Raw genomic sequence first — 22,929 nt, 5'->3', positions numbered from 1 at the left:
AGGTGACCTATCTGCGTCTTCCCCACCTCAGCGGTGACCTGCTGTGCTTCGTCGCCGAGGACGACCTCTGGCTCGCCCCACTCGACGGCCCGGGCCGCGCCTGGCGGCTCACCGTCGACCGCACCAAGATCGGCCATCCTCGCTTCTCGCCCGACGGCCGCCACCTCGCGTACACGAGCTGGCGCAGCCTCGTCCCGGAGATCCATCTCGCCCCGGTGGAGGGCGGTGCGGGACGCCGGCTGACCTACTGGGGCAGCGCGGACACCCAGGTCTGCGGCTGGACCCCGGACGGCGACATCCTCGCCGTCGCCTCGCACGGCGAGCCCTTCTCCCACTTCACCTGGGCCTACAAGGTCTCCCCCGACAGCGACCCGGGCCGCAAGCTGCCCTGGGGGCCGGTCTCCGACATCCAGGTCGCCGACATCGAGGGGGAGCGCCGGACCCTTCTCCTCACCGGCACCCCACCCCACGAACCGGCCTCCTGGAAGCGTTACCGGGGCGGGGCGATGGGCCGGCTGTGGCTGCACGGGCAACGCCTGCTCGCCGACCTGAACGGCCATCTGCACTCCCCCCTGTTCGTCGGCGGCCGTATCGCCTTCCTCTCCGACCACGAGGGCGTCGGCAACCTCTACTCGTGCGCCTACGACGGCTCCGACCTGCGCCGCCACACCGACCACGACGCCTTCTACGCCCGGCACGCGTCCAGCGACGGCACGCGGGTCGTGTACCAGTGCGCGGGCGACCTGTGGATCGTCGACGATCTGGCCGCGGACTCGGCGCCGCGCCGTCTCGATGTGCGCCTGAGCGGGCCGCGCGCGGGCCGGCGTACGTACCAGGTGCCTGCCGCCCAGCACGTGAACGGCATCTCCGTCGACGAGACGGGCCGCGCGAGCGCGGTCGTCGTACGAGGGAGTCTGTACTGGCTGACGCACCGGGACGGACCGGCGCGCGCGCTCACCGACACGCCCGGCGTACGGGTCCGGCTCCCGGAGATGCTCGGCTCGGGCGGCCAGGTCGCCTACATCACGGACGCGGAGGGCGAGGACGCGATCGAGATCGCCTATCTGCCGCGGGCCACCGGCGACCGCGGGCCGCGGCGGCTGGCACAGGGGGAGCTGGGGCGCGTCCTGGAGATGGTCTGCGATCCGCAGGGCGAGCGGCTCGCGATCGCCGCGCACGACGGCCGGCTGCTGCTGATCGACGCGACGGAGGGGTCCAACGGTGAAGTGACCGAGCTGATCCGGTCGATCAACGGAGCGGTGCGGGACCTGGCGTTCTCGCCGGACGGGGCGTGGCTGACGTGGTCGCACCCGGGGATCGGGCGCACCCTGCGCCAGATCAAGATGGCCCGCATCAGGGACCGTTTCATCGTCGACGTCACCAACGGCCGCTTCGAGGACGAGAACCCGGTCTTCACCCGCGACGGCCGTTATCTCGCCTTCCTCTCCTGGCGCGGCTTCGACCCGGTGTACGACGTCCACACCGGCGACCTCTCCTTCCCGCTGGGCTGCCGCCCGTACCTGGTCCCGCTCTCCTCCGCCACGCCCTCCCCCTTCGCCCTGAACCCCGACGGCCGCCCCGCCGCCGGGGGCCTGGAACCGGTCGAGGAGGAGCCCGGCGAGGCCGGCGCGGTGATGGTGGAGATCGAGGGCCTGGAGAGCCGGGTGACGCCGTTCCCGGTCGCGGCCTCCAAGTACTCGGCGCTGGCCCCGGTCGCGGGCGGCGGGCTGGTCTGGCTGCGCTGGCCGATCTCGGGCGCGCTGGGCGAGACGTTCGTGAACCCGGACGACACCAGCGGCCGCCCCACCCTCGAGTACTTCAACATCACCAAGGCGAAGAAGTCGGAACTCGTCCAGCACCTGGACTTCTTCGCGGTCAGCGGCGACGGCACCCGGCTCGTCGTGGTCGACGAGGGCGACCTGCGCGCGGTGCCGTCCACGGAGACCGGCGACAGCGACACGACGACCTGGATCGACGTGCGCCGGATCATGCACGAGGTGGAGCCGGGCGCCGAGTGGCGCCAGTCGTACGAGGAGGCGGGCCGGCTCATCCGCGCGTACTTCTGGGACCCGGGGATGTGCGGCATCGACTGGGACACGGTACTGGACCAGTACCGGCCGCTGGTCGACCGGGTCGCGTCGCCGGACGAGTTCGCCGACCTGCTCCGCGAAGTACTGGGCGAGCTGGGCACCTCGCACGCCTACGTCTCCGCCGCCCGCCGCAACGAGGGACCGGCGCAGTACCAGCGCTGGCAGGGCCTGCTCGGCGCCAACTTCGTGTGCCGGGACGGCAGTTGGATGGTCAAGCGGATCCTGCCGGGTGACTCCTCCGACTCCAAGGCCCGTTCCCCGCTCGCCGGTTCGGGAATCCGGGAGGGTGCGGTCCTGACCCATGTGGACGGACGCCCGGTGGATCCGGTGACCGGCCCCTACCCGCTCCTCGCGGGCGCGGGCGGTACGACGGTGGAGCTGACGTTCACCCCGGCCGAGGGCGAGGGACGCTCCCGCCGGGTCGCCGTCATCCCGCTCGTCGACGAACGGCCGCTGCGCTACCAGGACTGGGTGGCCAAACGCCGTGCGGTGGTACGGGAGTTGAGCGGAGGCCGCTGCGGCTATCTGCACATCCCCGACATGGGCGGCTCCGGCTGGGCCCAGTTCAACCGCGATCTGCGCATGGAGGTCTCGCGGCCCGCGCTGATCGTGGACGTGCGCGGCAACGCCGGCGGGCACATCAGCGAACTCGTCATCGAGAAGCTGACCCGCACGATCCTCGGCTGGGACCTCACCCGCAACGCCCAGCCGGTGTCGTACACCTCGAACGCGCCCCGCGGGCCGGTGGTGGCGCTGGCCGACGAGGCCACGTCCTCGGACGGCGACATGATCACGGCCGCTTTCAAACTCCTGAACCTGGGCCCGGTCGTCGGGCAGCGCACCTGGGGCGGAGTCGTCGGCATGACCGGACGGCACCGCCTGGGCGACGGCACGGTCATCACGGTCCCGATGAACGCGGCCTGGTTCGACGCCTACGGCTGGTCGGTCGAAAACCACGGTGTCGCCCCCGACTTGGAGGCCCTGCGTACCCCCCTCGACTGGGCGGAGGGCCGCCATGCCCAACTCGACGACGCTGTCCGGCTGGCCCTGGAGCTCCTGACGACCAATCCGGCGGCAACACCCCCGGACCACGGCGACATCCCGAACCGCTCCCGCCCCAAGCTCCCGCCACGGACCTGAGCGCCGCCCCCGTGAACGAAGGAACGCGGGGCGCCCTCACAAGGGCACCCCGCGTCAATCGGCCGATGCCGAGCGGAAGTTGACGGACGTCACACGTCGTAGTCCTGGTCGAAGCGGTCCTCGGCCTCCCGCTGCTCGCGCTCCGTCTCGCGCCGGCTGCGCTCGCTTATCGGCTCACCGCGCTCGCTGCGTTCGCGCTCACGCTCGTCCTGCCGACCGACCTTCTCCTTGGCCTGCTGCTTGAGCTGCTCGGCCTTGTCCTGGAACTGGTCCTTCATGCCCATGAGATTCACTCCCAATGCGGGTGAGGGGATCGGGCCTCGACCAGATTTACACGGACGGACTAAGCACGCATTTCGATCAACTACGCTCTGTAGCGCGGGCCTGTTCATCGGCGGCCCCGCCCGCACCCACGAGCCCGGTCCGCATCCCCTGCAACCGGTCCGCGAACCGCCGCATCTCCCGTTGCCCCACCGTCCCGATGATTCCCGGCAGATACCCGCGAACCCCCTGCATCCCGCGCAGCCACCACTGCCCGTACACATGGCTCGACCGCCGCTCGATCCCGGCGACGATCCGGTCGACCGCGGGCCCCAGCGGATACGTCTTGTTCGACGGCCACGGCAGTCGCTGCCTCAACTCCCGCATGACATCGTCCTGATCGGCCCCGCGCACCATGTCGGTGTCGGTCCACGACAGATACGCGACGCCCACCTTCACACCCTGGTAGCCGACTTCGGCGCGCAGACTGTGCGCGTACGCCTCGACACCCGACTTGGAGGCGCAGTACGCGGTCATCATCGGCGCCGGCGTGATCGCGGCGAGGGAGGCGATCTGGAGCAGATAGCCCCGGCTCTCCACCAGCACGGGCAGGAACGCCCGGGCCGTGACGGCGGATCCGATCAGGTTGACCTCGATGACCCGCCGCCACGCCTCCGGATCGGAGTCGACGAAGGGACCGCCGGTCGCGACACCGGCGTTGGCGACGACGATGTCGACCTTGCCGAAGCGTTCCTTGACTTCGCGGGCCACCCTCGCCATGGCGTCGTGGTCGGTGACGTCGGCGTGCCAGTGGTCGCTGTCGCCGTGCAGCCGCGCGGAGACCTCCTTGAGCGCGTCCGGCTCCAGCCCGACCAGCGCCACCGTGGCGCCGCGCGCCGACAACTTCCGGGCGAGCAGCTCGCCGACGCCCCGCGCCGCCCCGGTGATGACCGCGACCTGCCCCTCCAGGCTGACCCTGCTCATGCGCCCTCCTTGACGTCGGTGTCCGCCGCGCTGTTCGCGTAGGTGGTGACGAGTTCCCGGATCCTGCCGGTGACCAGCTCGGGCGCCTCCACCGGTGTCATGTGCCCGAGCCCGGGCAGCTCAGTGAGCCCGACGCACTGTGGCAGTGCGGCGACCAGGGCCCGCGCGTGCACCGGTGGAGTGAGCCGGTCGTGCGACCCGACGACCACCGCCGTCGGTACCGCCAACCCCCGTACGCCGTGGTCGAGGTCGAGCAGATTCAGTACGTGCGACCAGGCGTGGCGCACCTTGCGCGGACAGGCGTGCACGATGCGCGCACAGGCCTCCACCATGTGCGGGGCCGAACCGGCGCCCATCGTGGCGTACTTGAGGATCCGCCGGGCGAGCGGCGTGACCGGCCCGAGCGGCGCCCGGGAACCGAGGACGCGCCGCGTCAGCGCGGTGCGCAGCCGGCCCGCGCGCAGCGGCAGCACCGTCGACTCGGCGACCAGTTGTGAACTGCCCGTGCTGCACAGTAGGACGGCCGCCGCGTGCGCCTGGAAGCGGGGGCGCGCGGACGCGGCCATCACCGTCATGCCGCCCATGGAGTGCCCGGCGATCACCGCCCGTTCGCCGGGCGCGAGCGTCGCGGCGAGTACGGCTTCAAGGTCGTCGGCGAGGGCCTCAGTACTGCAGGCCGGGCTCGCGGGGCTGCGTCCGTGGCCGCGCTGGTCGTAGGCGATGACCCGGTGGTCGGCGGCCAGGGCCCGGATCTGCGCCGCCCAGAAGGCGGTGGAGCAGGTCCAGCCGTGGACCAGGACGACGGGCGGCGCCTGCTCGGGGCCGTGCACCTCGACGTGCAGGCGGGAGCCGTCGGCGGAGGTGACGGTCAGTTCACGGGTGGGGACGGGCGGGGCGTAGGGGCCGGAGGAGACGTGCAGCAGACGGCTCATACGGCGGCCTCCACGGCGTCCTGCTCGCCGGTCCTGGCATCGGTGCGCGGCCGCAGCACCGCGTACTCGGCGAGATCCACCCGCCGTGTCGCGCGCCGGAACTCCGCTGTCGTACCGGGCCAGATGGTCGTGTTGCGGCCGGCCGCGTCCAGGTACCAGCTGGTGCAGCCGCCGGTGTTCCACACCGTGCGCTTCATCCGCTCCTGCACCCGCCGGTTCCAGGCGTGCACGGCGCTCGGTCGGGCGTCGAGGGCGACGCGCCCGCCGAGCACGTCCAACTGCCGTACGAAGTCGGCCATGTAGTTCAGCTGGGACTCGATCATCAGGATCATGGACGAGTTCCCGAGGCCGGTGTTGGGCCCGATGATCGTCATCCAGTTGGGGAACCCCGCCGCGGAGGCGCCGCGGAGGGCCTCCATGCCGTCCTTCCAGACCTCCGCAAGCGTCCGGCCGTCCGTCCCGACGACCCGCTCGGCGATCGGCATGTCGGTGACGTGGAAGCCGGTGCCGAAGACGATCGCGTCGACCTCGGTCTCGGTGCCGTCGGAAGCGATGACCTTCGAGCCGTCGATCCGGCTGAGCCCGCTCGCCACGACGTCCACATTGGGCCGGGCGAGCGCCGGGTAGTAGTCGCTCGACAGCAGGATCCGCTTGCAGCCGATGCGATAGTCGGGCGTGAGCTTGGCGCGCAGGGCCGGGTCCTTGACGGCTCGGGCCATGTTGCGCTTGGCCAACTGCTCGACCAGGCCCAGTTCGTTGGGGTGCTTGGTGAAGGCCTGGACCTGCAACTCCCGGATGCCCCAGAGCAGTCCACGCCGGAGCTGGGTCGTCAGCGGAACGGCGCGGTGCAGCCGGCGCTCGGCGCCGCTGATGGCGCGGTCCATGCGGGGCATCACCCAGGGCGGGGTGCGCTGGAAGAGGACCAGTTTCGCCACGTCGGGCTGGATGGCCGGCACGATCTGGATGGCGGAGGCGCCGGTGCCGACCATGGCGACCCGCTTGCCGCGCAGGTCGTAGTCGTGGTCCCAGCGGGCCGAGTGGAAGACCTTGCCGGGGAAGGTGTCGAGCCCGGGGATGTCCGGGATCTTCGGGTCGGACAGGGGGCCGGTCGCCGAGACGACGAAGTCGGCGGTGAGCCGGCCGGAGCTGGTCTCGATCTCCCAGCGCAGCTCCTGGCCGTCCCAGCTCATCTTCTTCACCTCCGAGTTGAAGCGGAGGTGTGGGCGGAGCCGGAAGACGTCGGTGACACGCTCCAGGTAGGCACGGATGTGCTCCTGCCCGGAGAAGGTGCGCGGCCAGTCCGGGTTGGGCGCGAAGGAGAACGAGTAGAGATGTGACGGTACGTCACACGCGCACCCCGGATAGCTGTTGTCCCGCCAGGTGCCGCCGACGCTGTCGGCCCGTTCCAGGACGACGAAGTCGGTGATCCCCTCCCGGCGCAGCCGCACGGCCGCCCCGATCCCGCCGAACCCGGACCCGACGACCGCCACCCGCACATGCTCGTGTTCGGCCATACCGACGCCCCTCCCTGTCCACGCGACTCTGCGCAGTTGCGTACTCTGCCAGTGAACACTGGCGCAATGGGAGCGTAGGGGAGGACCTTACTGATCGGTAGAGGGCGGTACGAGGAAAGTTACCGGCGGTACGACTTAGGGTGCGGTCGTGGCAGACAAGCGTGAGTACCGCATGGAGGAGCTGGCCCGGCTGGCCGGCATCACAGTGCGCACCCTGCGCTTCTACCGCGAACGCAAGCTGATCCCACCACCCCGCCGGGAAGGCCGTATCGCCTGGTACGACGACCACCACCTGGCCCGCCTGCGCACCATCGGCGCACTCCTCGAACGCGGCCACACCCTGAGCGGCATAGCGGAGCTGGCCGAGGCCTTCGACAACGGCCGGGACGTCGGCGACCTGCTCGGCCTGGGTGCCCCCACCGAGGAAACCCCCGTCCGCCTCACCCCCGAGGAACTCGCCGACCACTTCGCGGGCCAGGCCACCCCCGAGAACCTCGCCGCCGCAATGGAACTCGGCTACCTCGGCACCGACGGCGACGAGATCGTCCACATCAGCCGCCGCCTGCTGGAGGTGTCCGCCGCACTGGTGCGCGAGGGCATCCCGCTCGCGGAGGTCCTGGCGGCGGGCAAACGGGTCCGCGAACACGCCGACGCGCTGGCGGAGTTGTTCGCCGACCTGGTCCTGCGCCACGCCACCGAGGACGACCTGCCGCGCCTGCGCCCACTGGCCCGCAGCGTGGTGGAGGCGGAGCTGTCACTGGCCATGGACCGGCGGCTGCGGAAGAAGCCGTAGCCGCGAGCCCGTATCACTGCTCGAAGACCACCGTCACCGGCGCATGGTCCGACCACCGCTCCGCATGCGTGGCCGCCCGCTCGACGACCGCCTTGACGGCGCGTTCGGCGAGCCCGGGCGTCGCCACCGCCAGGTCGATACGCCATCCCGTGTCGTTGTCGAAGGCCCGCCCCCGGTACGACCACCAGGTGTACGGCCCCTCCACGTCCGGATGCAGTGCCCGCACCACGTCGACGTATCCGCCGCTCCCGGCCTCGAAGACCCGCCCCAGCCACTCCCGTTCCTCCGGCAGGAAGCCGGAGTTCCTGGTGTTGCCGCGCCAGTTCTTCAGGTCGGCCTGCTGGTGGGCGATGTTCCAGTCGCCACAGACGAGCACCTCACGCCCGTCGGCGGCGGCCCGCTCGCGCAGGTCCTTCAGATGGGCGAGGAACTCACCCATGAACCGGACCTTCTCGTCCTGCCGCTCGGTCCCGACCTCGCCGGAGGGGAGATAGAGGGAGGCGATCGTCACACCGGGCAGGTCGACCTCGGCGTAGCGCCCACTGTCGTCGAACTCGGCCGACCCGAATCCGATGCGGACGGCGTCCGGCTCACGCCGGGTGTACAGCGAGACGCCGGCGCGCCCCTTGGCGGCCGCGGGGGCGTGCACGACATGCCAGCCCTGCGGCGCGCGGACGTGCTCGGGCAGCTGCTGCGGCTCGGCGCGCACCTCCTGCAGGCAGAGCACATCGGCTTGCGTACCGGCGAGCCACTCCACGAAGCCCATCTTCGCGGCGGCCCGCAACCCGTTCACGTTCACAGAGGTCACAGTGAGCACCCGGGCACGATACCGGCACACTGGACGAAGTCCGGATTCGGTCACCGCATAGATGTACGATTCCCAGCATGAATATACGCCGCGTCTCCTTCGACCACCCCGACGCCGTCAAGCTCAACGACGAGGTCCAGGCCGAGTACCACGAGCGCTACGGCGACGGCGGCGACGCCACCCCCCTCGACCCGTCGGACTTCGCGCCGCCGAACGGCGTGTACCTGATCGCCTACGACGAGAGCGACCGCCCCGTCGCCACCGGCGGCTGGCGCAGCCAGGACAAGAACGGCGAGGGCAACGAGGACGGCGACGCCGAGCTCAAGCGGATGTTCGTGATCAGGGAGCTGCGTGGCCGCGGCCTGGCCCGGCGCATGCTCACCGCCCTGGAGGACGACGCCCGCGCGGCCGGCCGCGTCCGCATGGTCCTGGAGACCGGCACAGAGCAGCCGGAGGCCATCGCCCTCTACACCTCCAGCGGCTACGAGCCGTGCACCAAGTTCGGCTACTACCGCTTCCACGAGGCCAGCCGCTGTTTCGCGAAGCCCCTCGCCTGACCCGGCATCAGCCGGTCCGGGGGCAGGCAACAAAAGGAGCCCGCCCGATCAACCGATCGGGCGGACTCCTGTCAACCGACTCCGGGTTTCCCCGGGGCAGTTGTTGCGGTGGACCTGAGGGGATTTGAACCCCTGGCCCCCTCGATGCGAACGAGGTGCGCTACCGGACTGCGCCACAGGCCCTTGCAACGAGTGAAACTTTAGCACCCCGATCGGGCTGCTTGGAAATCCGTTCCCCCGAGGCCCGGGGTGCCCTACTCGTTGGCCGCCCGCGGTCGCTCCCCGTCCTCGTACTGGTCGAACAGGGGCGTACGCCCCCGTTCCCGTGCCCGGCGGGCCGAGGCCGCGCGCCGGGCGTCGCTGCGGTCGTCACCGTCCGTACGGTCCGCCGCCTCGTCCGGCTCCGCCGTCTCCATGCCTTCCGGGGAGGCCGTGGAGGCCCCGTCCCCGGCCTCCTGGTCCCGCGCGACGGAGCTCGACCGCGCCGAACTCCACGCGTCCGGCGCTCCCAGATCGACATCGGGCGTGGCCCGCGGAGCGACCGGCGCCGTCACATACGTCGGCAGTGGCACCGGCACCGGCTCCCAGCTCTCGCCCCGGCCTGGCCCGCGCTGCCGCTCCCGCTGCTGGTCGACCCACTCGGCGTGATCGGTCTGCTCGACGAGCGCCCGCCGGTCCGCCGCGAGCGCCGACAGCCCGGGGTCGGCCTCCGGCTCGGGTCCCTCGTCAGGGTCGCCGGCGTCGATCTCGGCGGCCGCCTGCCGACGGGGCTGGCGTGCCCGCTCGCGCAGGTGCTGCGCTGCGGCCTCCGCCCGGCGGCGGTCCATCTGGTAGGTGAAGCGGCGGCGCTCCTGGGTGCGCAGATACGCGATGTACACGCTGAGCAGCACTGCGGGCACACCGGGCGCCCACAGGAAGGCGAGCCCGCCCACGGCCGCGACGATCGCGCCGAGCGTGAACGCGAAGAAGAGCACCACTGTCGTACGCCGGCGGCGCGCGAGCACCTTCGAGCGCTGGGCGCGCGCGGCGGCGGCCTCCGCGGTGGGCGCGCGCCGGGCGGACGGCACGCGGTTGCCCGTCGGCGCCGAGTCGCCCTCGCCCGCGGACGCGCCTGCGGGCTCGCGTGCCGGTTGCGTCTGCTCCGTGCCCTGCGCCTGGACCGTCGCCTGCGTCCGGGGCCTGGCCGGAGACACAGCGAAGGCCCGGACGTCCACCGAGTCGGTGACGGCGTCCGGGTCGTCGGGGTCGGGCTCCCCCTCGTCGGTGGAGCGCGCCTGCAGGTCCTTGGCGTATCGACGCTCCATGGCCGCCCGTCCGGACAGCAACCGGATGGCGGTGCTGAAGCGCTCCGTCGGACGGGCCTCGTTCAGCTCGTCCTGCCTACGGAGCCACATGGGCACCAAGTAGGCGGCCCAGGCCCCGACAATGACTGCGTAGATGAGGCCGCTGCTGCTCACGCCTCACACGGTAGAGGGGTTTGCGTGAGGCCATCTGCCAATTGAGCCGGTGTGTCGCACGATCTGGCTGATATTTCGAGCTTTTTTGTGAGCGATGCGATCAGTAGGTCACCGAGGTCGCGAATTCAACGCCCCGGAGTGGTCACCGCTCGATCATTTTCGAACATTTATTCAATTCTGGGGTTACGCGTGATTGCCCGGGGCGTTCTGCGGGTTCCACGGCAGGCTCTGCGGGTTGCGCGGCGTGCTCTGCCCGTTCTCGCCCGTGCTCCGCAGCCGGTTCCGCCGCCAGCGGCTCAGCAGTCCGTCGGGCACTTCTTCCGCGGTGAGGGCGAAGACGAGGTGGTCGCGCCAGGCTCCGTCGATGTGGAGATAACGGGGCCTGAGGCCCTCATCGCGGAATCCGAGTTTCTCCACGACCCGGCGGCTGGGTGCGTTCTCCGGGCGAATGCAGACCTCGATGCGGTGGAGCCCGACAGTCCGGAAACAGTGGTCCACGGCGAGCGCCACGGCCGTCGGCATCACACCGCGTCCGGCCACGGACTCGTCCACCCAGTAACCGATGTGCCCCGAGCACATCGAACCCCAGGTGATCCCGGCCACCGTCAACTGCCCGGCCAGCCGCCCCTGGTACTCGATGACGAACGGCAGCATCCGGCCCGCGTTCGCCTCGGAGCGCAGATGGCGCACCATCTGGCGGTAGGTCGGCCGGTGTGCGATCGGCCCGCCGGGCGCGGGCGGCGGAATGGTCGCCTCCCAGGGGCGCAGCCAGTCACGGTTGCGCCGGTTGACCTCACGCCAGGCCCGCTGGTCGCGCAGCTTTATCGGCCGGAGGACGACATCGCCCTCCACCAGTTCGACGGGCCAGGATGGGCTGTTCAGCTCGCACCCCCACTGCTGGGTCTGGGGTGGTCGCCGCCGCGGAGCTGGTCGACGGCGTGGATCAGGAGGGGCTCCAGGACGGCCAGTCCGTCCCGTACCCCGCCGGAGGAGCCCGGCAGGTTGACGATCAGTGTCTGCCCCGCCACCCCGGCCAGCCCCCGGGAGAGCGCGGCGGCCGGCACCTTCTCCCGTCCGAACGCACGGATGGCCTCGGTGATGCCCGGCACCTCGTGGTCGAGTACCGCGCGGGTCGCCTCGGGCGTGCGGTCGGTGGGCGAGATGCCGGTGCCGCCGGTGGTGACGATCACGTCGTACCCGGCGTCGACACCGGCGCGCAGGGCGGCCTCCACGGGGTCCCCGTCGGGGACGACCTGCGGTCCGTCGACCGTGAACCCGAAGCCTTTGAGGCCCTCGGCGATCAGCGGGCCGCCCTTGTCCTCGTACAGGCCGGCGGCAGCCCTGTTGGAGGCGGTGACCACAAGAGCGCGATACGTCATGCCCGGCTCCAGTCGCCCGACTTGCCGCCCGTCTTCTCCTCCACCCGTACGTCCGTGATGACCGCTCCCTTGTCGACCGCCTTGACCATGTCGATCACGGTGAGCGCAGCGACGGAGACCGCGGTGAGGGCCTCCATCTCGACGCCCGTACGGTCCGTCGTCTTCACCGTGGCCAGGATCTCCACGGCGTCGTCCGCGACCGACAGGTCCAGTGTCACACCCGACACCGACAACGGGTGGCACAACGGGATCAGGTCCGGGGTGCGCTTGGCGCCCATGATGCCCGCGATCCGCGCGGTGGCCAGAGCGTCGCCCTTGGGCACGCCTTCGCCGCGCAGCAGCTCGATCACACGGGGCGAGACGAGGACGCGTCCGCTCGCGCGCGCGGTGCGCGCGGTGACGTCCTTGTCCGACACGTCGACCATGCGGGCGGCCCCCGCGTCGTCGATGTGCGTCAGTCGGTCCTGCACAGGGGGTCCGGGGGTCTCCCCCCGGGAAGGCACGGTCATGGTGTGGCGCTCCCGGTCCGGGCCCGTCGCGGTGCGGCGCACGGGCCTGCTGTGCGCGACACGGTACCGCCAACCTGGGGCGCTCAGCCGAGCAGGACCACCTCGACCTCGGTGCCCGGCGTGACGGACTCGACGTCCTCGGGGATCACGATCAGCGCGTCGGCGTGCGCGAGGGCGGCCACCAGGTGGGAGCCGACGCCGCCGACGGGGGTCACCTTGCCGTCGGCGTACGTACCGCGCAGGAACTGCCGGCGGCCCTTCGGCGAGGTCAGCGCCTTGTCCGCGGTCAAGGTCGCCCGGGTCCTGGGCCGGTGGACGTCCTCCAGCCCCATGAGGGTGCGGATCGCGGGGCGGACGAACAGTTCGAAGGAGACGTACGACGACACCGGGTTGCCGGGGAGGGCCAGCAGCGGGGTGTGGTCGGGGCCGATGGAGCCGAAGCCCTGCGGCTTGCCGGGCTGCATGGCGAGCTTGCGGAACTCGATGCCGCTGCCCGGTTCGTCCTCGTCGGCGACGTGCGACAGCGCCTCCTTGACGACGTCGTACGCTCCGACGCTCACGCCGCCGGTGGTGACCATGAGGTCGGCGCGGACGAGCTGGTCCTCGATGGTGGTGCGCAGGGTCTCGGCGTCGTCGGCGACGGCACCCACGCGGTAGGCGATGGCGCCGGCGTCACGGGCGGCCGCGGTGAGGGCGAAGCTGTTGGAGTCGTAGATCTGGCCGCTGCCCAGTTCCTCGTCGGGCTGGACGAGTTCGCTGCCGGTGGACAGCACGACCACGCGCGGGCGCGGGCGTACGCGTACCGTGCCGCGGCCGATGGCGGCGAGCAGGGCGATCTGCGGCGGGCCGAGGATGGTGCCGGCCTCCAGGGCGCGGTCGCCGGCCTTCACGTCGCTGCCCTTCGCGCGTACATGCGCGCGTGCCTCGGCCGGCCGGTGCACGCGCACGTGCCCGGTGGCGCCCTCGGGGGCGAGGCTGCGCGCCCGCATCCCGGTGACGGGGCCCTCGCCGAGGCCGCCGTCGGTCCACTCGACGGGGACCACCGTCTCGGCGCCGGGCGGGAGCGGGGCGCCGGTCATGATGCGGGCGGCCTGGCCGGGACCCACCTGGAGCAGGTCCGCCTGGCCGGCCGCGACGTCCCCGATGACCTCGAGGACGGCCGGGAACTCCTCGCTCGCGTCCGTGACATCCCCGACCCGCACCGCGTACCCGTCCATGGAGCTGTTGTCGAACGGCGGCAGGGAGACCGGCACCGTGACGTCCTCGACCAGGACGCAGCCCTGGGCGTCGAGGAGTTGCAGCTCGATGGGTTCGAGGGGGCGGACGGTCTCGAGGATGTCCTCCAGGTGTTCGTCCACCGACCACAGGTGGTCCTGGCCGGTGGCGCGGGGCGCGGCGGTGCTCAAGGTGGCTACATCTCCTCGGTGACGTAACTGCGAAGCCAGGTCCGGAAGTCCGGGCCCAGGTCTTCACGTTCGCACGCGAGTCGGACAATGGCACGCAGGTAGTCGCCGCGGTCGCCGGTGTCATAGCGGCGGCCCTTGAAGACGACGCCGTGCACGGGGCCGCCGACCTTCTCGTCCTGGGCGAGCAGCTGGAGGGCGTCGGTGATCTGGATCTCGCCGCCGCGGCCGGGCTCGGTCTTGCGCAGGACGTCGAAGATGCGCGGGTCGAGGACGTACCGGCCGATGATCGCGTAGTTGGAGGGGGCGTCGGCCGGGTCCGGCTTCTCCACCAGGTCGCCGATCTTGACGACGTCGCTGTCCTCGGTGGTCTCCACGGCGGCGCATCCGTAGAGGTGGATCTGCTCGGGCGCGACCTCCATGAGCGCGATGACGCTGCCGCCGCGCTGCTCCTGGACCTCGATCATCCGCTTGAGGAGCGGGTCGCGCGGGTCGATCAGGTCGTCGCCGAGGAGGACGGCGAACGGCTCGTTGCCCACGTGCGGGGCCGCGCACAGGACGGCGTGGCCCAGGCCCTTGGGGTCGCCCTGGCGCACGTAGTGCATCGTCGCGAGGTCGCTGGACTCCTGGACCTTGGCGAGTCGCCCGGCGTCGCCCTTCTTCTGCAGAGCAGACTCGAGTTCGTAATTGCGGTCGAAGTGGTCCTCAAGGGGACGCTTGTTGCGGCCCGTGATCATGAGAACGTCGTCGAGACCGGCCGACACGGCCTCCTCGACCACATACTGGATCGCAGGCTTGTCGACAACCGGCAGCATCTCCTTGGGGGTGGCCTTGGTGGCCGGCAGAAAGCGGGTGCCGAGGCCTGCTGCGGGAATGACGGCCTTGCTGATCCTGAGGTGCGACTGAGTCATGCCCGCAACCATATCCGGTGCCTTTGTGCGGAATCTGTGGCTCCGGTTAATTGGCTCTCATATGAGCACTTTGAAGACGGTACGGGAGCGACTCATGAGTCACATCGGACGCGCGGCCGAGCCTGACAAGCGAACGTTGCGGCGAGAAATCCTCGCAGTGAGAGGCAGGTTGCCTGCGGATGACGTACAGGCGGCCTCGGTCGCGTTGGCCCAGCGTGCGCTGGATCTGCCCGAACTGGCGCAGGCAGGCACCGTGGCGGCGTACGTCTCCGTGGGGAGCGAACCCGGAACGCTCGCACTGCTCGACACACTGTACGCCCGGGGCGTACGCGTCCTGCTTCCGGTGCTTCTGCCCGACAACGACCTGGATTGGGGCGCATACGCCGGGGAGGGCTCTCTCGCGCGCGTCCAACACGGCGGGAAAATGGCCCTCTTGGAGCCCGTCGGTGAGCGCCTCGGACCGGACGCGGTGACCGCCGCCGACGTCGTCCTGCTGCCGGGGCTCGCGGTCGATGCGCGCGGGATGCGTCTGGGGCGCGGCGGGGGCTCGTACGACCGTGTGCTCGCGCGCCTGGAGGACGCGGGCGCCCGGTCGGCGCTGGTGGTGCTCCTGTACGACTCCGAGGTCGTCGAGCGCGTCCCCGCGGAGGCGCACGACCGGCCGGTGCGCGCGGTGGTGACGCCGTCGGGGGTCCGCCGCTTCACCGGCGAGTCGTAGCACTCGTAAGGCGAAAGGGCCCTCCACGCGCGCGTGGAGGGCCCTTGGCGTCGCTCGCCGTCAGCGGCTCACGGCTTCAGTACGAGCGTGTCGCTGGTGCTCTCGGCGACCGCCTGCCTCGAGAAGGACCAGTCCAGCAGCTCGCCCTTGGCCCACTTGTCCGTCTGGTCGGTGTAGTGGTCGCTGTAGGCGTGCCCCGAGGCACCCGTGAGGTTGATCCACTTCGACTTGTCGAGGTCGTCGAGGTTGACCACCATCCGCATCGACGGCACCCAGACGACGCCGTAGCCGCCGGCGGCGTTCCAGCCGCTCGCGTTGACGGTCGCCTCGCCGCCACTGAGCTTCCAGGGGCCGCGGTTGAGGGCGTACTGCAGGAAGCCGGGGCCGTCGGCGCCGAGGGTCTGGTTCTTCAGGAACAGACGGTGCAGCCGGCCCCAGCTCCAGGTGTCGATGTCCTTGCCGAGCTTGGCGGTCAGCTCCCAGCGGGCGTCGATCATGGCGCGCTTGAACAGGTCGTCGCGGTTGCGGTCCGCTCCCTCGCGAGCGCCCGACGCGGGCGTCGTCCACCAGTCGCTGTCCTCGTCGTCCATGAGGCTCCGCACGACCTCGAACCAGCGGTCGCCGCCGTCCGGCTGCGCCTGGTCGGCGTCACGCGCCCCGCATTCGCGCACCCGGCGCTCCTCGTCCACGGGACCGGTGGTGTCGACCGGCTCGACCCACAGGCACTGTCCCTTGACGCGCAGCTCCTTGGGCAGCTTGTGGCCGAACGCGAGCTTGAGGACGTTGCGCCAGACCGAGTTGAAGTAGGCGGCCGCCGCGGAGTCGGCGTCCTGGGTGTAGTCCCAGCCCTCGAGGAGCTTCTGCGCCTCACGGACGTCCTTGTCACCGACGTCGATCTTCAGCAGCTGCGGCACGAGCAGCTTGGCGATCTCGCTGCTGTTGTCCAGCTGCATCTGGCGCATGTCCTCGGTGGAGACCTTGCCGCCGCCCTTGATCTTGGACTCGATCAGGTCGGCGATGCGCTGGCTGCGGGCGCCGTAGCCCCAGTCCGTGGTGAGCCTGTAGGGGTAGTCCTTGTCCACGACGGCCTGGTTGGCGGTCACGATGTAGCCGCGCTCCGGGTTGTACTCGTAGGGCAGCTCGTCCTGGTCGATGTAGCCGGTCCAGTCGTACTTGGCGTCCCAGCCCGGCGCCGGGATCGAGCCGTCGTGGCCCTGCGCGCGCGTGGGGATCTTTCCGGGCAGGGTGTAGCCGATGTTGTCCTGGGTGTCGGCGTAGACGAGGTTCTGCGAGGGCACGTCGAACAGGGCGGCCGCCGCGCGGAAGTCGTCCCAGTCGGCCGCCTTGTTCAATGCGAAGACGGCATCCATGGAGGTGCCCGGTTCCAGCGCGGTCCACCGCAGAGCGATGCCGTAGCCGTCGCCGCGGTCGGGTGCGGCGGTGTCGACGGTGGCCTTCTTGCCGACCTTCACGAGCTCGTCGTCCCGGTCGGACAGCAGGGGGCCGTTGTTGGTCTCCCGGACGACGATCTTCTTCGAGGTGCCGCCGGCGACCTTGATGGTCTCCTCGCGGGAGTCGAAGGGCTTCACCTTGCCGTCGTACAGGTAGCCGTCGCCGGTGAGCTTTTCCAGGTAGAGGTCGGTGACGTCGGCGCCGGAGTTGGTCATGCCCCAGGAGATGTCCTGGTTGTGGCCGATTATCACGCCGGGCATGCCCGCGAAGGTGTAGCCGGAGACGTCGTACTGGCACTTGTCGGAGACCGTGCGGCAGTGCAGGCCCATCTGGTACCAGACGGACGGCAGGGAGGCCGACAGGTGCGGGTCGTTGGCCAGCAGCGGCTTGCCGGTGATCGTGTGCGCTCCGCCGATGACCCACGAGTTGGAGCCGATGCCGTTGCCGTTCACGCCGACGGCCGTCGGGACGTCCTCCAGGACCTCGTAGAGGCCCGACAGCTGGCTCTGCAGCGCCGACGAGGCAGAGGAGGACGTCGACGTCCCGCTCGCGGGAGTACCGGTGCCACCGGCGGCCGTGCCGTCCGTGGAGGTGCCGTCCGCGCCACCGGCCCCCTCGAACGTCCCGTTCAGCTCGTCGTACTGGCCCTGCTGGACGATCACCTCGTTCCGGCTGTACGGGTACTGGGGGTACAGCTCGGCGATCTGCTGGGGGCCGAGACGGCTGGTCATCAGGGAGCGGTCGATCTCGTCCTGCATGTTGCCGCGCAGGTCCCAGGCCATCGCCTTCAGCCAGGAGACCGAGTCGACCGGGGTCCACTGCTGCGGCTTGTAGTCGTTGGTGAAGCCGAGGGCCGCGTACTCCAGGGAGATGTCCTCGCCTTCCTTGCCCTTCAGGTAGGCGTTGACTCCCTTGGCGTACGCCTGGAGGTACTTCTTCGTGGTGGCGGACAGCTTGGTGTCGTACTCCTCCTTCGCCACCCGGTCCCAGCCCAGGGTGCGCAGGAACTCGTCGTTGTCGACCTGGTCCTTGCCGAACATCTCCGACAGACGCCCGGAGGTCATGTGCCGGCGTACGTCCATCTCGTAGAACCGGTCCTGCGCCTGGACGTAGCCCTGCGCCATGAACAGGTCCTCGTCGGAGGAGGCATAGATCTGCGGGATGCCATGGCCGTCCCGCTTGACGTCGACGGGCCCGGACAGGCCGTCCAGCGTGATCGAACCCTTCGTCTGCGGGAAGGAGGCGCGGACGGTGCTGATGGACCAGTACGCCCCGCCCGCGACGCCGCCGACGACGGCCAGCACCAGCACGAGCACGATAAGACGGGCTTTGCGCCCCTTCTTCCTGCCGGACTTGCCGGGCTGCTGACCCGTTGGAGCGGTGGTGTTGGGGGGCATCGCTGTCCTTGCTGTCCTAACGCGAGCGGCAGGTCGGGCTGTGACTTTGAATGAGCGCTGGAGCAACCATAGGCGCAGGGCCCGACGGGCCTTGACGCGGACTGGGGAACCAGCACGGACGGACGTTCGATCTTGCCCTGGCAAGCGTCAAGAAACAGTCAAGAGTTAGGTAAGGTAACAAAGTAACTGCACCAGGGAAGGGAACGGCCGCTGAGTATCCACGACCTCAATGAGCTCCTGCTCGTCTGCTCGATCGTCCTGCTCGTCGCCGTGGCCGCGGTCCGGATCTCCTCGCGCAGCGGGCTCCCCAGCCTGCTCGTCTACCTGGGCATCGGCGTCCTCATGGGCGAGGACGGGATCGGCGGCATCCGCTTCGATAACGCCGAGCTGACCCAGGTCATCGGGTACGCGGCCCTGGTGGTGATCCTGGCCGAGGGCGGTCTGGGCACGCAGTGGAAGGAGACCAGACCGGTCCTGCCGGCCGCGACCTCACTGGCTCTGGCCGGGGTCGCCGTGAGCGTCGGAATCACAGCTGCGGCCGCGCACTATCTGGTCGGACTGGAGTGGCGTCAGGCGCTCATCATCGGGGCGGTCGTCTCCTCCACGGATGCGGCGGCGGTGTTTTCCGTACTACGGAAGATCCCGCTCCCCGCGCGCGTGACGGGCACGCTGGAGGCCGAGTCCGGCTTCAACGACGCTCCCGTCGTCATCCTGGTGGTCTCCTTCTCCGCCGCCGGCCCGATCGAGCACTGGTACGTGCTGATCGGCGAAATAGCGCTGGAGCTGGCCATCGGCGCGGCCATCGGCCTCGCGGTGGGCTGGCTGGGCACATGGACGCTGCGGCACGTGGCCCTCCCGGCCTCCGGCCTCTATCCGATCGCCGTCATGGCCATCGCGGTCGCGGCCTACGCGGCGGGCGCGCTGGCGCACGGCAGCGGCTTCCTCGCCGTCTACCTCGCCTCCATGGTGATGGGCAACGCACGGCTCCCGCACTGGCCCGCCACACGCGGGTTCGCCGACGGGCTCGGCTGGATCGCCCAGATCGGCATGTTCGTCCTGCTCGGCCTGCTGGTCACCCCGCACGAACTGGGCGACGACATCGTGCCCGCGCTCGTCATCGGGCTCGTGCTGACCATGGTGGCCCGCCCACTGAGCGTCGTGTTCTGCCTGCTGCCGTTCCGGGTGCCGTGGCAGGAACAGACCCTCATGTCCTGGGCCGGACTGCGCGGCGCCGTGCCCATCATCCTGGCGACGATTCCCGTGGTGAGCGACGTCGAGGGCAGCGACCGGATCTTCAACATCGTCTTCCTCCTGGTCGTCGTCTACACCCTGATCCAGGGACCGACGCTGCCCTGGGTCGCCCGCAAACTCCGCCTGGGCGACAAGTCCGCGGCCGCCGACCTCGGCATCGAATCGGCGCCCCTGGAGCGGCTGCGCGGGCATCTGCTCTCCGTGACGATCCCCGCCGAGTCGAAGATGCACGGAGTCGAGATCAGCGAGCTGAGGCTGCCGGCCGGGGCCGCGGTCACCCTCGTCGTGCGCGAGGGGAAGTCCTTCGTGCCCCTGCCCACGACGGTACTGCGGCGCGGCGACGAGCTCCTCGTGGTGGCCACGGATCCGGTCCGGGACGCGGCGGAGCGGCGACTGCGCGCCGTGGGCCGCGGCGGCAAGCTGGCCGGGTGGCTGGGCGTGAACGGTGGCGGGGCGGAGCGTTAAGGGTGTGTTTCGCACAGTTCACGCTACTGCCAATCACAGGCGAACAGCCCCATGGTGCCCGTTTTCACAGGTACACCGGCCAGTGATCCCTGTACGATGAAGGCACCCTGATCGAACCAACTCTGCCTGACGCAGAGCTGGCGCGACCGTATGGCGGCCGGGACGCCCCCCTCAGTGGGCGCCGGTATCTACCGCAGTTCCGCGCAAGAGGACAGCTCTCGGCGTACCCGCACGGGCGCGCTACCAGGCGGCAGAAAGGCCCAGGCCGTGGCGTCCACGGTCACGCCGTCGAAGGACTCGCCGGCTCCCTCCTCCCGCCCGGGATACGGGCAACTGCTGCGCACCCGCGGCGCCTGGACGTTCCTGCTCCCCGGTTTCGCGGCGCGCCAGCCGTTCGCGATGCTCACGATCTCCATCGTGCTGCTGGTGCAGCACACCACTGGCTCGTACGGCGTGGCAGGCGCCGCCGCGGCCGTCACCGGCGTCTCCATGGCGCTGTTCGCGCCCTACAGCGGCCGCCTGGCGGACCGCTTCGGGCAGCGCGCCGTGCTGATCCCCGGCGTACTGGTGCACACGCTGTCCGGCCTCACCCTGACGGCGCTCGCGCTGGCGGACGCCCCCCTGTGGGCGCTGTTCGCGGCCGCCGTCCCCACCGGTGCCTCGGTCCCGCAGATCGGCCCCATGGTGCGCGCCCGCTGGGGAGTGAAGCTCAAGGACTCGCCGCTGATGACGACGGCGGCGGCGGCGTTCGAGTCGGTCACGGACGAACTGACCTTCGTCGTCGGCCCGCTGCTCGCCACCGCGCTGTGCACCGCCGTGAACCCGGCCGCCGGCCTGGTGACGGAGGCGACGCTCACCCTGGTCGGAGGTCTGCTGTTCGCCGCGCAGAGGGGCACCCAGCCCGCGGTCTCCGCCGGTGGGCACGCGCGTGTGCAGCACGTTTCCGCACTCCGGATCCCCGGGGTGCGTGTTCTGATCGTGGCCTTCCTGGGCATCGGTTCCGTCTTCGGCGGCATGCAGGTGTCGCTGGCCGCCTTCACCGAGTCGATCGGCGAGCCCGGCCTGAACGGCGTCCTGTACGGGACCTTCGCCGCCGGCAACATGCTCTCCGGCATCGCCTGTGGCGCCATCGCGTGGAAGGCGGCCCCCCACCGGCGCCTGGTCGTCGGATACGCGGCCCTCGCGCTGGCCGCCTCCGGCCTGTGGGCGGCACACTCGGTGCTCCTGCTTGCCGGTCTCGGCCTCCTGGTCGGCATGTGCATCGCGCCCGCCCTGATCACCGGCTACACCCTGGTCGAGGGACTGGTTCCGGCCGGGGCGCGCACCGAGGCCTTCACCTGGCTGACCGGCGCGGTGGCGCTCGGCCAGGCGGGCGCGGTCACGGTGGCCGGACAGCTGGAGGACCGCTTCTGGGACGGCGCCGGGTTCCTGGTTCCGCTCGGCGGCACGGTACTCGCCCTGGCGACGCTGGTGGCGCTTCGCTCGCGGCTCACGGCACGGCCGCACAGCCGCACCGTCGCGCGTGGCGTCGGTCACCGCACGCCGGTCGCAGTGGACTGAACCCGAGGAATACGTCACTATGGACCGTCGTTAGCACTCATTGAGTGAGAGTGCCAGGAGGAAGACAAGTGCCGACCTACCAGTACCAGTGCACCGAGTGCGGCGAGGGCCTCGAGGCGGTGCAGAAGTTCACCGACGACGCCCTGACCGAGTGCCCCAACTGCGGTGGCCGCCTCAAGAAGGTGTTCTCCGCCGTCGGTATCGTCTTCAAGGGTTCCGGCTTCTACCGCAACGACAGCCGCGGCTCCTCGTCGAGCAGCTCGCCGGCGTCGTCGAAGCCGTCGACCTCGTCGTCGACGTCGTCCTCCTCCTCGTCGTCCTCGGACTCGAAGGCGTCGGGCACCGGCACCTCGGCCGGCAGCACCGCCGCCTGATTCACACGCACGGGACCCTGCCGTCGTACGGCGGCAGGGTCTTCGGTGTTTTCGGCACCGGCCCCTGCGCGTCGTCGGGCGCCAGCTACTGTGCTGGTCATGGCGAACGCAGAGATCGGTGTAATCGGCGGCTCCGGCTTCTACTCGTTCCTCGACGAGGTGACCGAGATCCAGGTGGAGACGCCGTACGGGCCGCCCAGCGACTCCCTCTTCCTCGGCGAGATCGCCGGCCGACGGGTCGCCTTCCTGCCGCGGCACGGACGCGGCCACCATCTTCCGCCGCACCGGATCAACTACCGGGCCAACCTGTGGGCGCTGCGGTCACTCGGGGTGCGTCAGGTGCTCGGCCCGTGCGCGGTGGGCGGCCTGCGGCCCGAATACGGGCCGGGCACGCTGCTCGTCCCGGACCAACTGGTCGACCGTACGAAGTCCCGGGTGTCGACGTACTTCGACGGGCTGCCGCTGCCCGACGGCACCGTGCCGAACGTGGTGCATGTCTCGCTGGCCGACCCCTACTGCCCGGCCGGACGGGCCGCCGCGCTGAAGGCGGCGCGCGGGCGGGACTGGGAGCCCGTGGACGGCGGCGCGCTGGTCGTGATCGAGGGGCCGCGCTTCTCCACCCGCGCCGAATCGTTGTGGCACCGGGCGCAGGGCTGGTCGGTGGTGGGCATGACCGGCCACCCGGAGGCGGCGCTCGCCCGTGAACTCGAGCTCTGCTACACGTCGCTGACCCTGGTCACCGACCTGGATGCCGGCGCCGAGACCGGAGAGGGCGTCTCGCACGACGAGGTGCTCCGGGTGTTCGCCGCGAACGTGGACCGGTTGCGGGGCGTGCTGTTCGACGCGGTGGCCGCACTGCCCGCGAACGACGAGCGGGACTGCCTGTGCACGACGGCGCTCGGCGGGATGGATCCGGGGTTCACGCTGCCGTAGCGCGGAACGTCCCGTTCGGGTGAGGGAGTTTTCCACAACCT

General features: G+C 70.7%; 20 protein-coding genes and 1 tRNA gene. 8 read left to right on the top strand and 13 right to left on the bottom strand.

Annotation, left to right across the window (positions count from 1 at the left end; translation table 11 throughout):
- Positions 1 to 2: 2 nt before the first annotated feature.
- Complete coding sequence (locus tag ACFVJQ_RS19110; protein ID WP_385785220.1) at positions 3 to 3,230, top strand: S41 family peptidase; 3,228 nt, start codon at positions 3 to 5, stop codon at positions 3,228 to 3,230.
- An 89-nt stretch (positions 3,231 to 3,319) separates the two neighbouring features.
- Here ACFVJQ_RS19110 and ACFVJQ_RS19105 read toward each other — a convergent pair whose 3' ends face one another.
- The 4 genes from ACFVJQ_RS19105 to ACFVJQ_RS19090 form a co-directional block, all read right to left on the bottom strand.
- A complete protein-coding gene (locus ACFVJQ_RS19105) occupies positions 3,320 to 3,508 on the bottom strand; it encodes a hypothetical protein (RefSeq protein WP_385785217.1) in 189 nt (62 codons plus the stop codon).
- An 82-nt stretch (positions 3,509 to 3,590) separates the two neighbouring features.
- A complete protein-coding gene (locus tag ACFVJQ_RS19100) occupies positions 3,591 to 4,475 on the bottom strand; it encodes an SDR family oxidoreductase (RefSeq protein ID WP_385513461.1) in 885 nt (294 codons plus the stop codon).
- Positions 4,472 to 5,407: an alpha/beta fold hydrolase gene (locus ACFVJQ_RS19095; RefSeq protein WP_385513460.1), complete on the bottom strand. Its 936-nt coding sequence runs from the start codon at positions 5,405 to 5,407 to the stop codon at positions 4,472 to 4,474. The genes ACFVJQ_RS19100 and ACFVJQ_RS19095 overlap by 4 nt, the downstream gene beginning before the upstream one ends.
- A complete protein-coding gene (locus ACFVJQ_RS19090) occupies positions 5,404 to 6,921 on the bottom strand; it encodes a flavin-containing monooxygenase (protein WP_385513459.1) in 1,518 nt (505 codons plus the stop codon). The genes ACFVJQ_RS19095 and ACFVJQ_RS19090 overlap by 4 nt, the downstream gene beginning before the upstream one ends.
- A gap of 148 nt (positions 6,922 to 7,069) precedes the next feature.
- Here ACFVJQ_RS19090 and ACFVJQ_RS19085 point away from each other — a divergent pair, with 148 nt between their 5' ends.
- Entirely contained in the window at positions 7,070 to 7,714 is a 645-nt protein-coding gene (locus ACFVJQ_RS19085) for a MerR family transcriptional regulator (protein ID WP_385513458.1), read from the top strand.
- Between the two features lie 13 nt (positions 7,715 to 7,727).
- Here ACFVJQ_RS19085 and ACFVJQ_RS19080 read toward each other — a convergent pair whose 3' ends face one another.
- Positions 7,728 to 8,531, bottom strand: coding sequence for an exodeoxyribonuclease III (locus ACFVJQ_RS19080; protein ID WP_385785212.1), 804 nt, complete (start codon positions 8,529 to 8,531; stop codon positions 7,728 to 7,730).
- A gap of 68 nt (positions 8,532 to 8,599) precedes the next feature.
- Here ACFVJQ_RS19080 and ACFVJQ_RS19075 point away from each other — a divergent pair, with 68 nt between their 5' ends.
- Positions 8,600 to 9,079: a GNAT family N-acetyltransferase gene (locus ACFVJQ_RS19075; RefSeq protein ID WP_224733601.1), complete on the top strand. Its 480-nt coding sequence runs from the start codon at positions 8,600 to 8,602 to the stop codon at positions 9,077 to 9,079.
- Positions 9,080 to 9,188: 109 nt separating this feature from the next.
- Here ACFVJQ_RS19075 and ACFVJQ_RS19070 read toward each other — a convergent pair.
- The 7 genes from ACFVJQ_RS19070 to galU all read right to left on the bottom strand — a co-directional run bounded on the left by ACFVJQ_RS19070 (position 9,189) and on the right by galU (position 14,738).
- Positions 9,189 to 9,262, bottom strand: a tRNA-Ala gene (locus tag ACFVJQ_RS19070).
- Positions 9,263 to 9,333: 71 nt separating this feature from the next.
- Positions 9,334 to 10,536: a gephyrin-like molybdotransferase receptor GlpR gene (glpR, locus tag ACFVJQ_RS19065; RefSeq protein ID WP_385513456.1), complete on the bottom strand. Its 1,203-nt coding sequence runs from the start codon at positions 10,534 to 10,536 to the stop codon at positions 9,334 to 9,336.
- A 183-nt stretch (positions 10,537 to 10,719) separates the two neighbouring features.
- Positions 10,720 to 11,388, bottom strand: coding sequence for a GNAT family N-acetyltransferase (locus ACFVJQ_RS19060; protein ID WP_385785208.1), 669 nt, complete (start codon positions 11,386 to 11,388; stop codon positions 10,720 to 10,722).
- 26 nt (positions 11,389 to 11,414) lie between these two features.
- The gene (locus ACFVJQ_RS19055; protein WP_385785205.1) at positions 11,415 to 11,915 is read right to left on the bottom strand and encodes a molybdenum cofactor biosynthesis protein B; all 501 of its coding nucleotides are present in this window, start codon (positions 11,913 to 11,915) and stop codon (positions 11,415 to 11,417) included.
- On the bottom strand, positions 11,912 to 12,424 hold the full coding sequence (gene moaC, locus ACFVJQ_RS19050) for a cyclic pyranopterin monophosphate synthase MoaC (RefSeq protein ID WP_224733605.1): 513 nt from the start codon (positions 12,422 to 12,424) through the stop codon (positions 11,912 to 11,914). Before moaC ends, ACFVJQ_RS19055 begins: the two co-directional genes overlap by 4 nt.
- Before the next feature lie 83 nt (positions 12,425 to 12,507).
- Positions 12,508 to 13,830, bottom strand: a complete 1,323-nt coding sequence (glp, locus tag ACFVJQ_RS19045; RefSeq protein ID WP_385785202.1) for a gephyrin-like molybdotransferase Glp — start codon at positions 13,828 to 13,830, stop codon at positions 12,508 to 12,510.
- A gap of 5 nt (positions 13,831 to 13,835) precedes the next feature.
- Positions 13,836 to 14,738, bottom strand: coding sequence for a UTP--glucose-1-phosphate uridylyltransferase GalU (gene galU, locus ACFVJQ_RS19040; RefSeq protein ID WP_129799962.1), 903 nt, complete (start codon positions 14,736 to 14,738; stop codon positions 13,836 to 13,838).
- Between the two features lie 94 nt (positions 14,739 to 14,832).
- Here galU and ACFVJQ_RS19035 point away from each other — a divergent pair, with 94 nt between their 5' ends.
- Positions 14,833 to 15,456 (top strand): 5-formyltetrahydrofolate cyclo-ligase, encoded by a 624-nt coding sequence (locus ACFVJQ_RS19035; protein WP_385513452.1) that lies wholly within the window; start codon positions 14,833 to 14,835, stop codon positions 15,454 to 15,456.
- A gap of 68 nt (positions 15,457 to 15,524) precedes the next feature.
- Here the strand turns inward: ACFVJQ_RS19035 and ACFVJQ_RS19030 are convergent, their stop codons facing one another.
- Positions 15,525 to 18,305: a penicillin acylase family protein gene (locus tag ACFVJQ_RS19030; protein ID WP_385785197.1), complete on the bottom strand. Its 2,781-nt coding sequence runs from the start codon at positions 18,303 to 18,305 to the stop codon at positions 15,525 to 15,527.
- 186 nt (positions 18,306 to 18,491) lie between these two features.
- Here ACFVJQ_RS19030 and ACFVJQ_RS19025 point away from each other — a divergent pair, with 186 nt between their 5' ends.
- From ACFVJQ_RS19025 to ACFVJQ_RS19010, 4 genes are all read left to right on the top strand, one after another.
- Complete coding sequence (locus tag ACFVJQ_RS19025) at positions 18,492 to 20,021, top strand: potassium/proton antiporter (RefSeq protein ID WP_385785531.1); 1,530 nt, start codon at positions 18,492 to 18,494, stop codon at positions 20,019 to 20,021.
- 267 nt (positions 20,022 to 20,288) lie between these two features.
- Positions 20,289 to 21,581 carry an MFS transporter gene (locus ACFVJQ_RS19020; RefSeq protein ID WP_385785194.1) on the top strand — a complete coding sequence of 431 codons (1,293 nt, stop codon included), beginning with the start codon at positions 20,289 to 20,291 and terminating at the stop codon, positions 21,579 to 21,581.
- Positions 21,582 to 21,649: 68 nt separating this feature from the next.
- Positions 21,650 to 21,955 (top strand): FmdB family zinc ribbon protein, encoded by a 306-nt coding sequence (locus tag ACFVJQ_RS19015; protein WP_385785191.1) that lies wholly within the window; start codon positions 21,650 to 21,652, stop codon positions 21,953 to 21,955.
- A gap of 99 nt (positions 21,956 to 22,054) precedes the next feature.
- Positions 22,055 to 22,888: an S-methyl-5'-thioadenosine phosphorylase gene (locus ACFVJQ_RS19010; protein WP_385513448.1), complete on the top strand. Its 834-nt coding sequence runs from the start codon at positions 22,055 to 22,057 to the stop codon at positions 22,886 to 22,888.
- The last annotated feature ends 41 nt before the right edge of the window (positions 22,889 to 22,929 follow it).

This window comes from Streptomyces sp. NPDC127197, from assembly GCF_042672405.1.
Classification (GTDB): domain Bacteria; phylum Actinomycetota; class Actinomycetes; order Streptomycetales; family Streptomycetaceae; genus Streptomyces; species Streptomyces flavusporus.
Note: the sequence above shows the minus strand (reverse complement) of the source record. Positions and strands in the feature narration are given on the sequence as shown.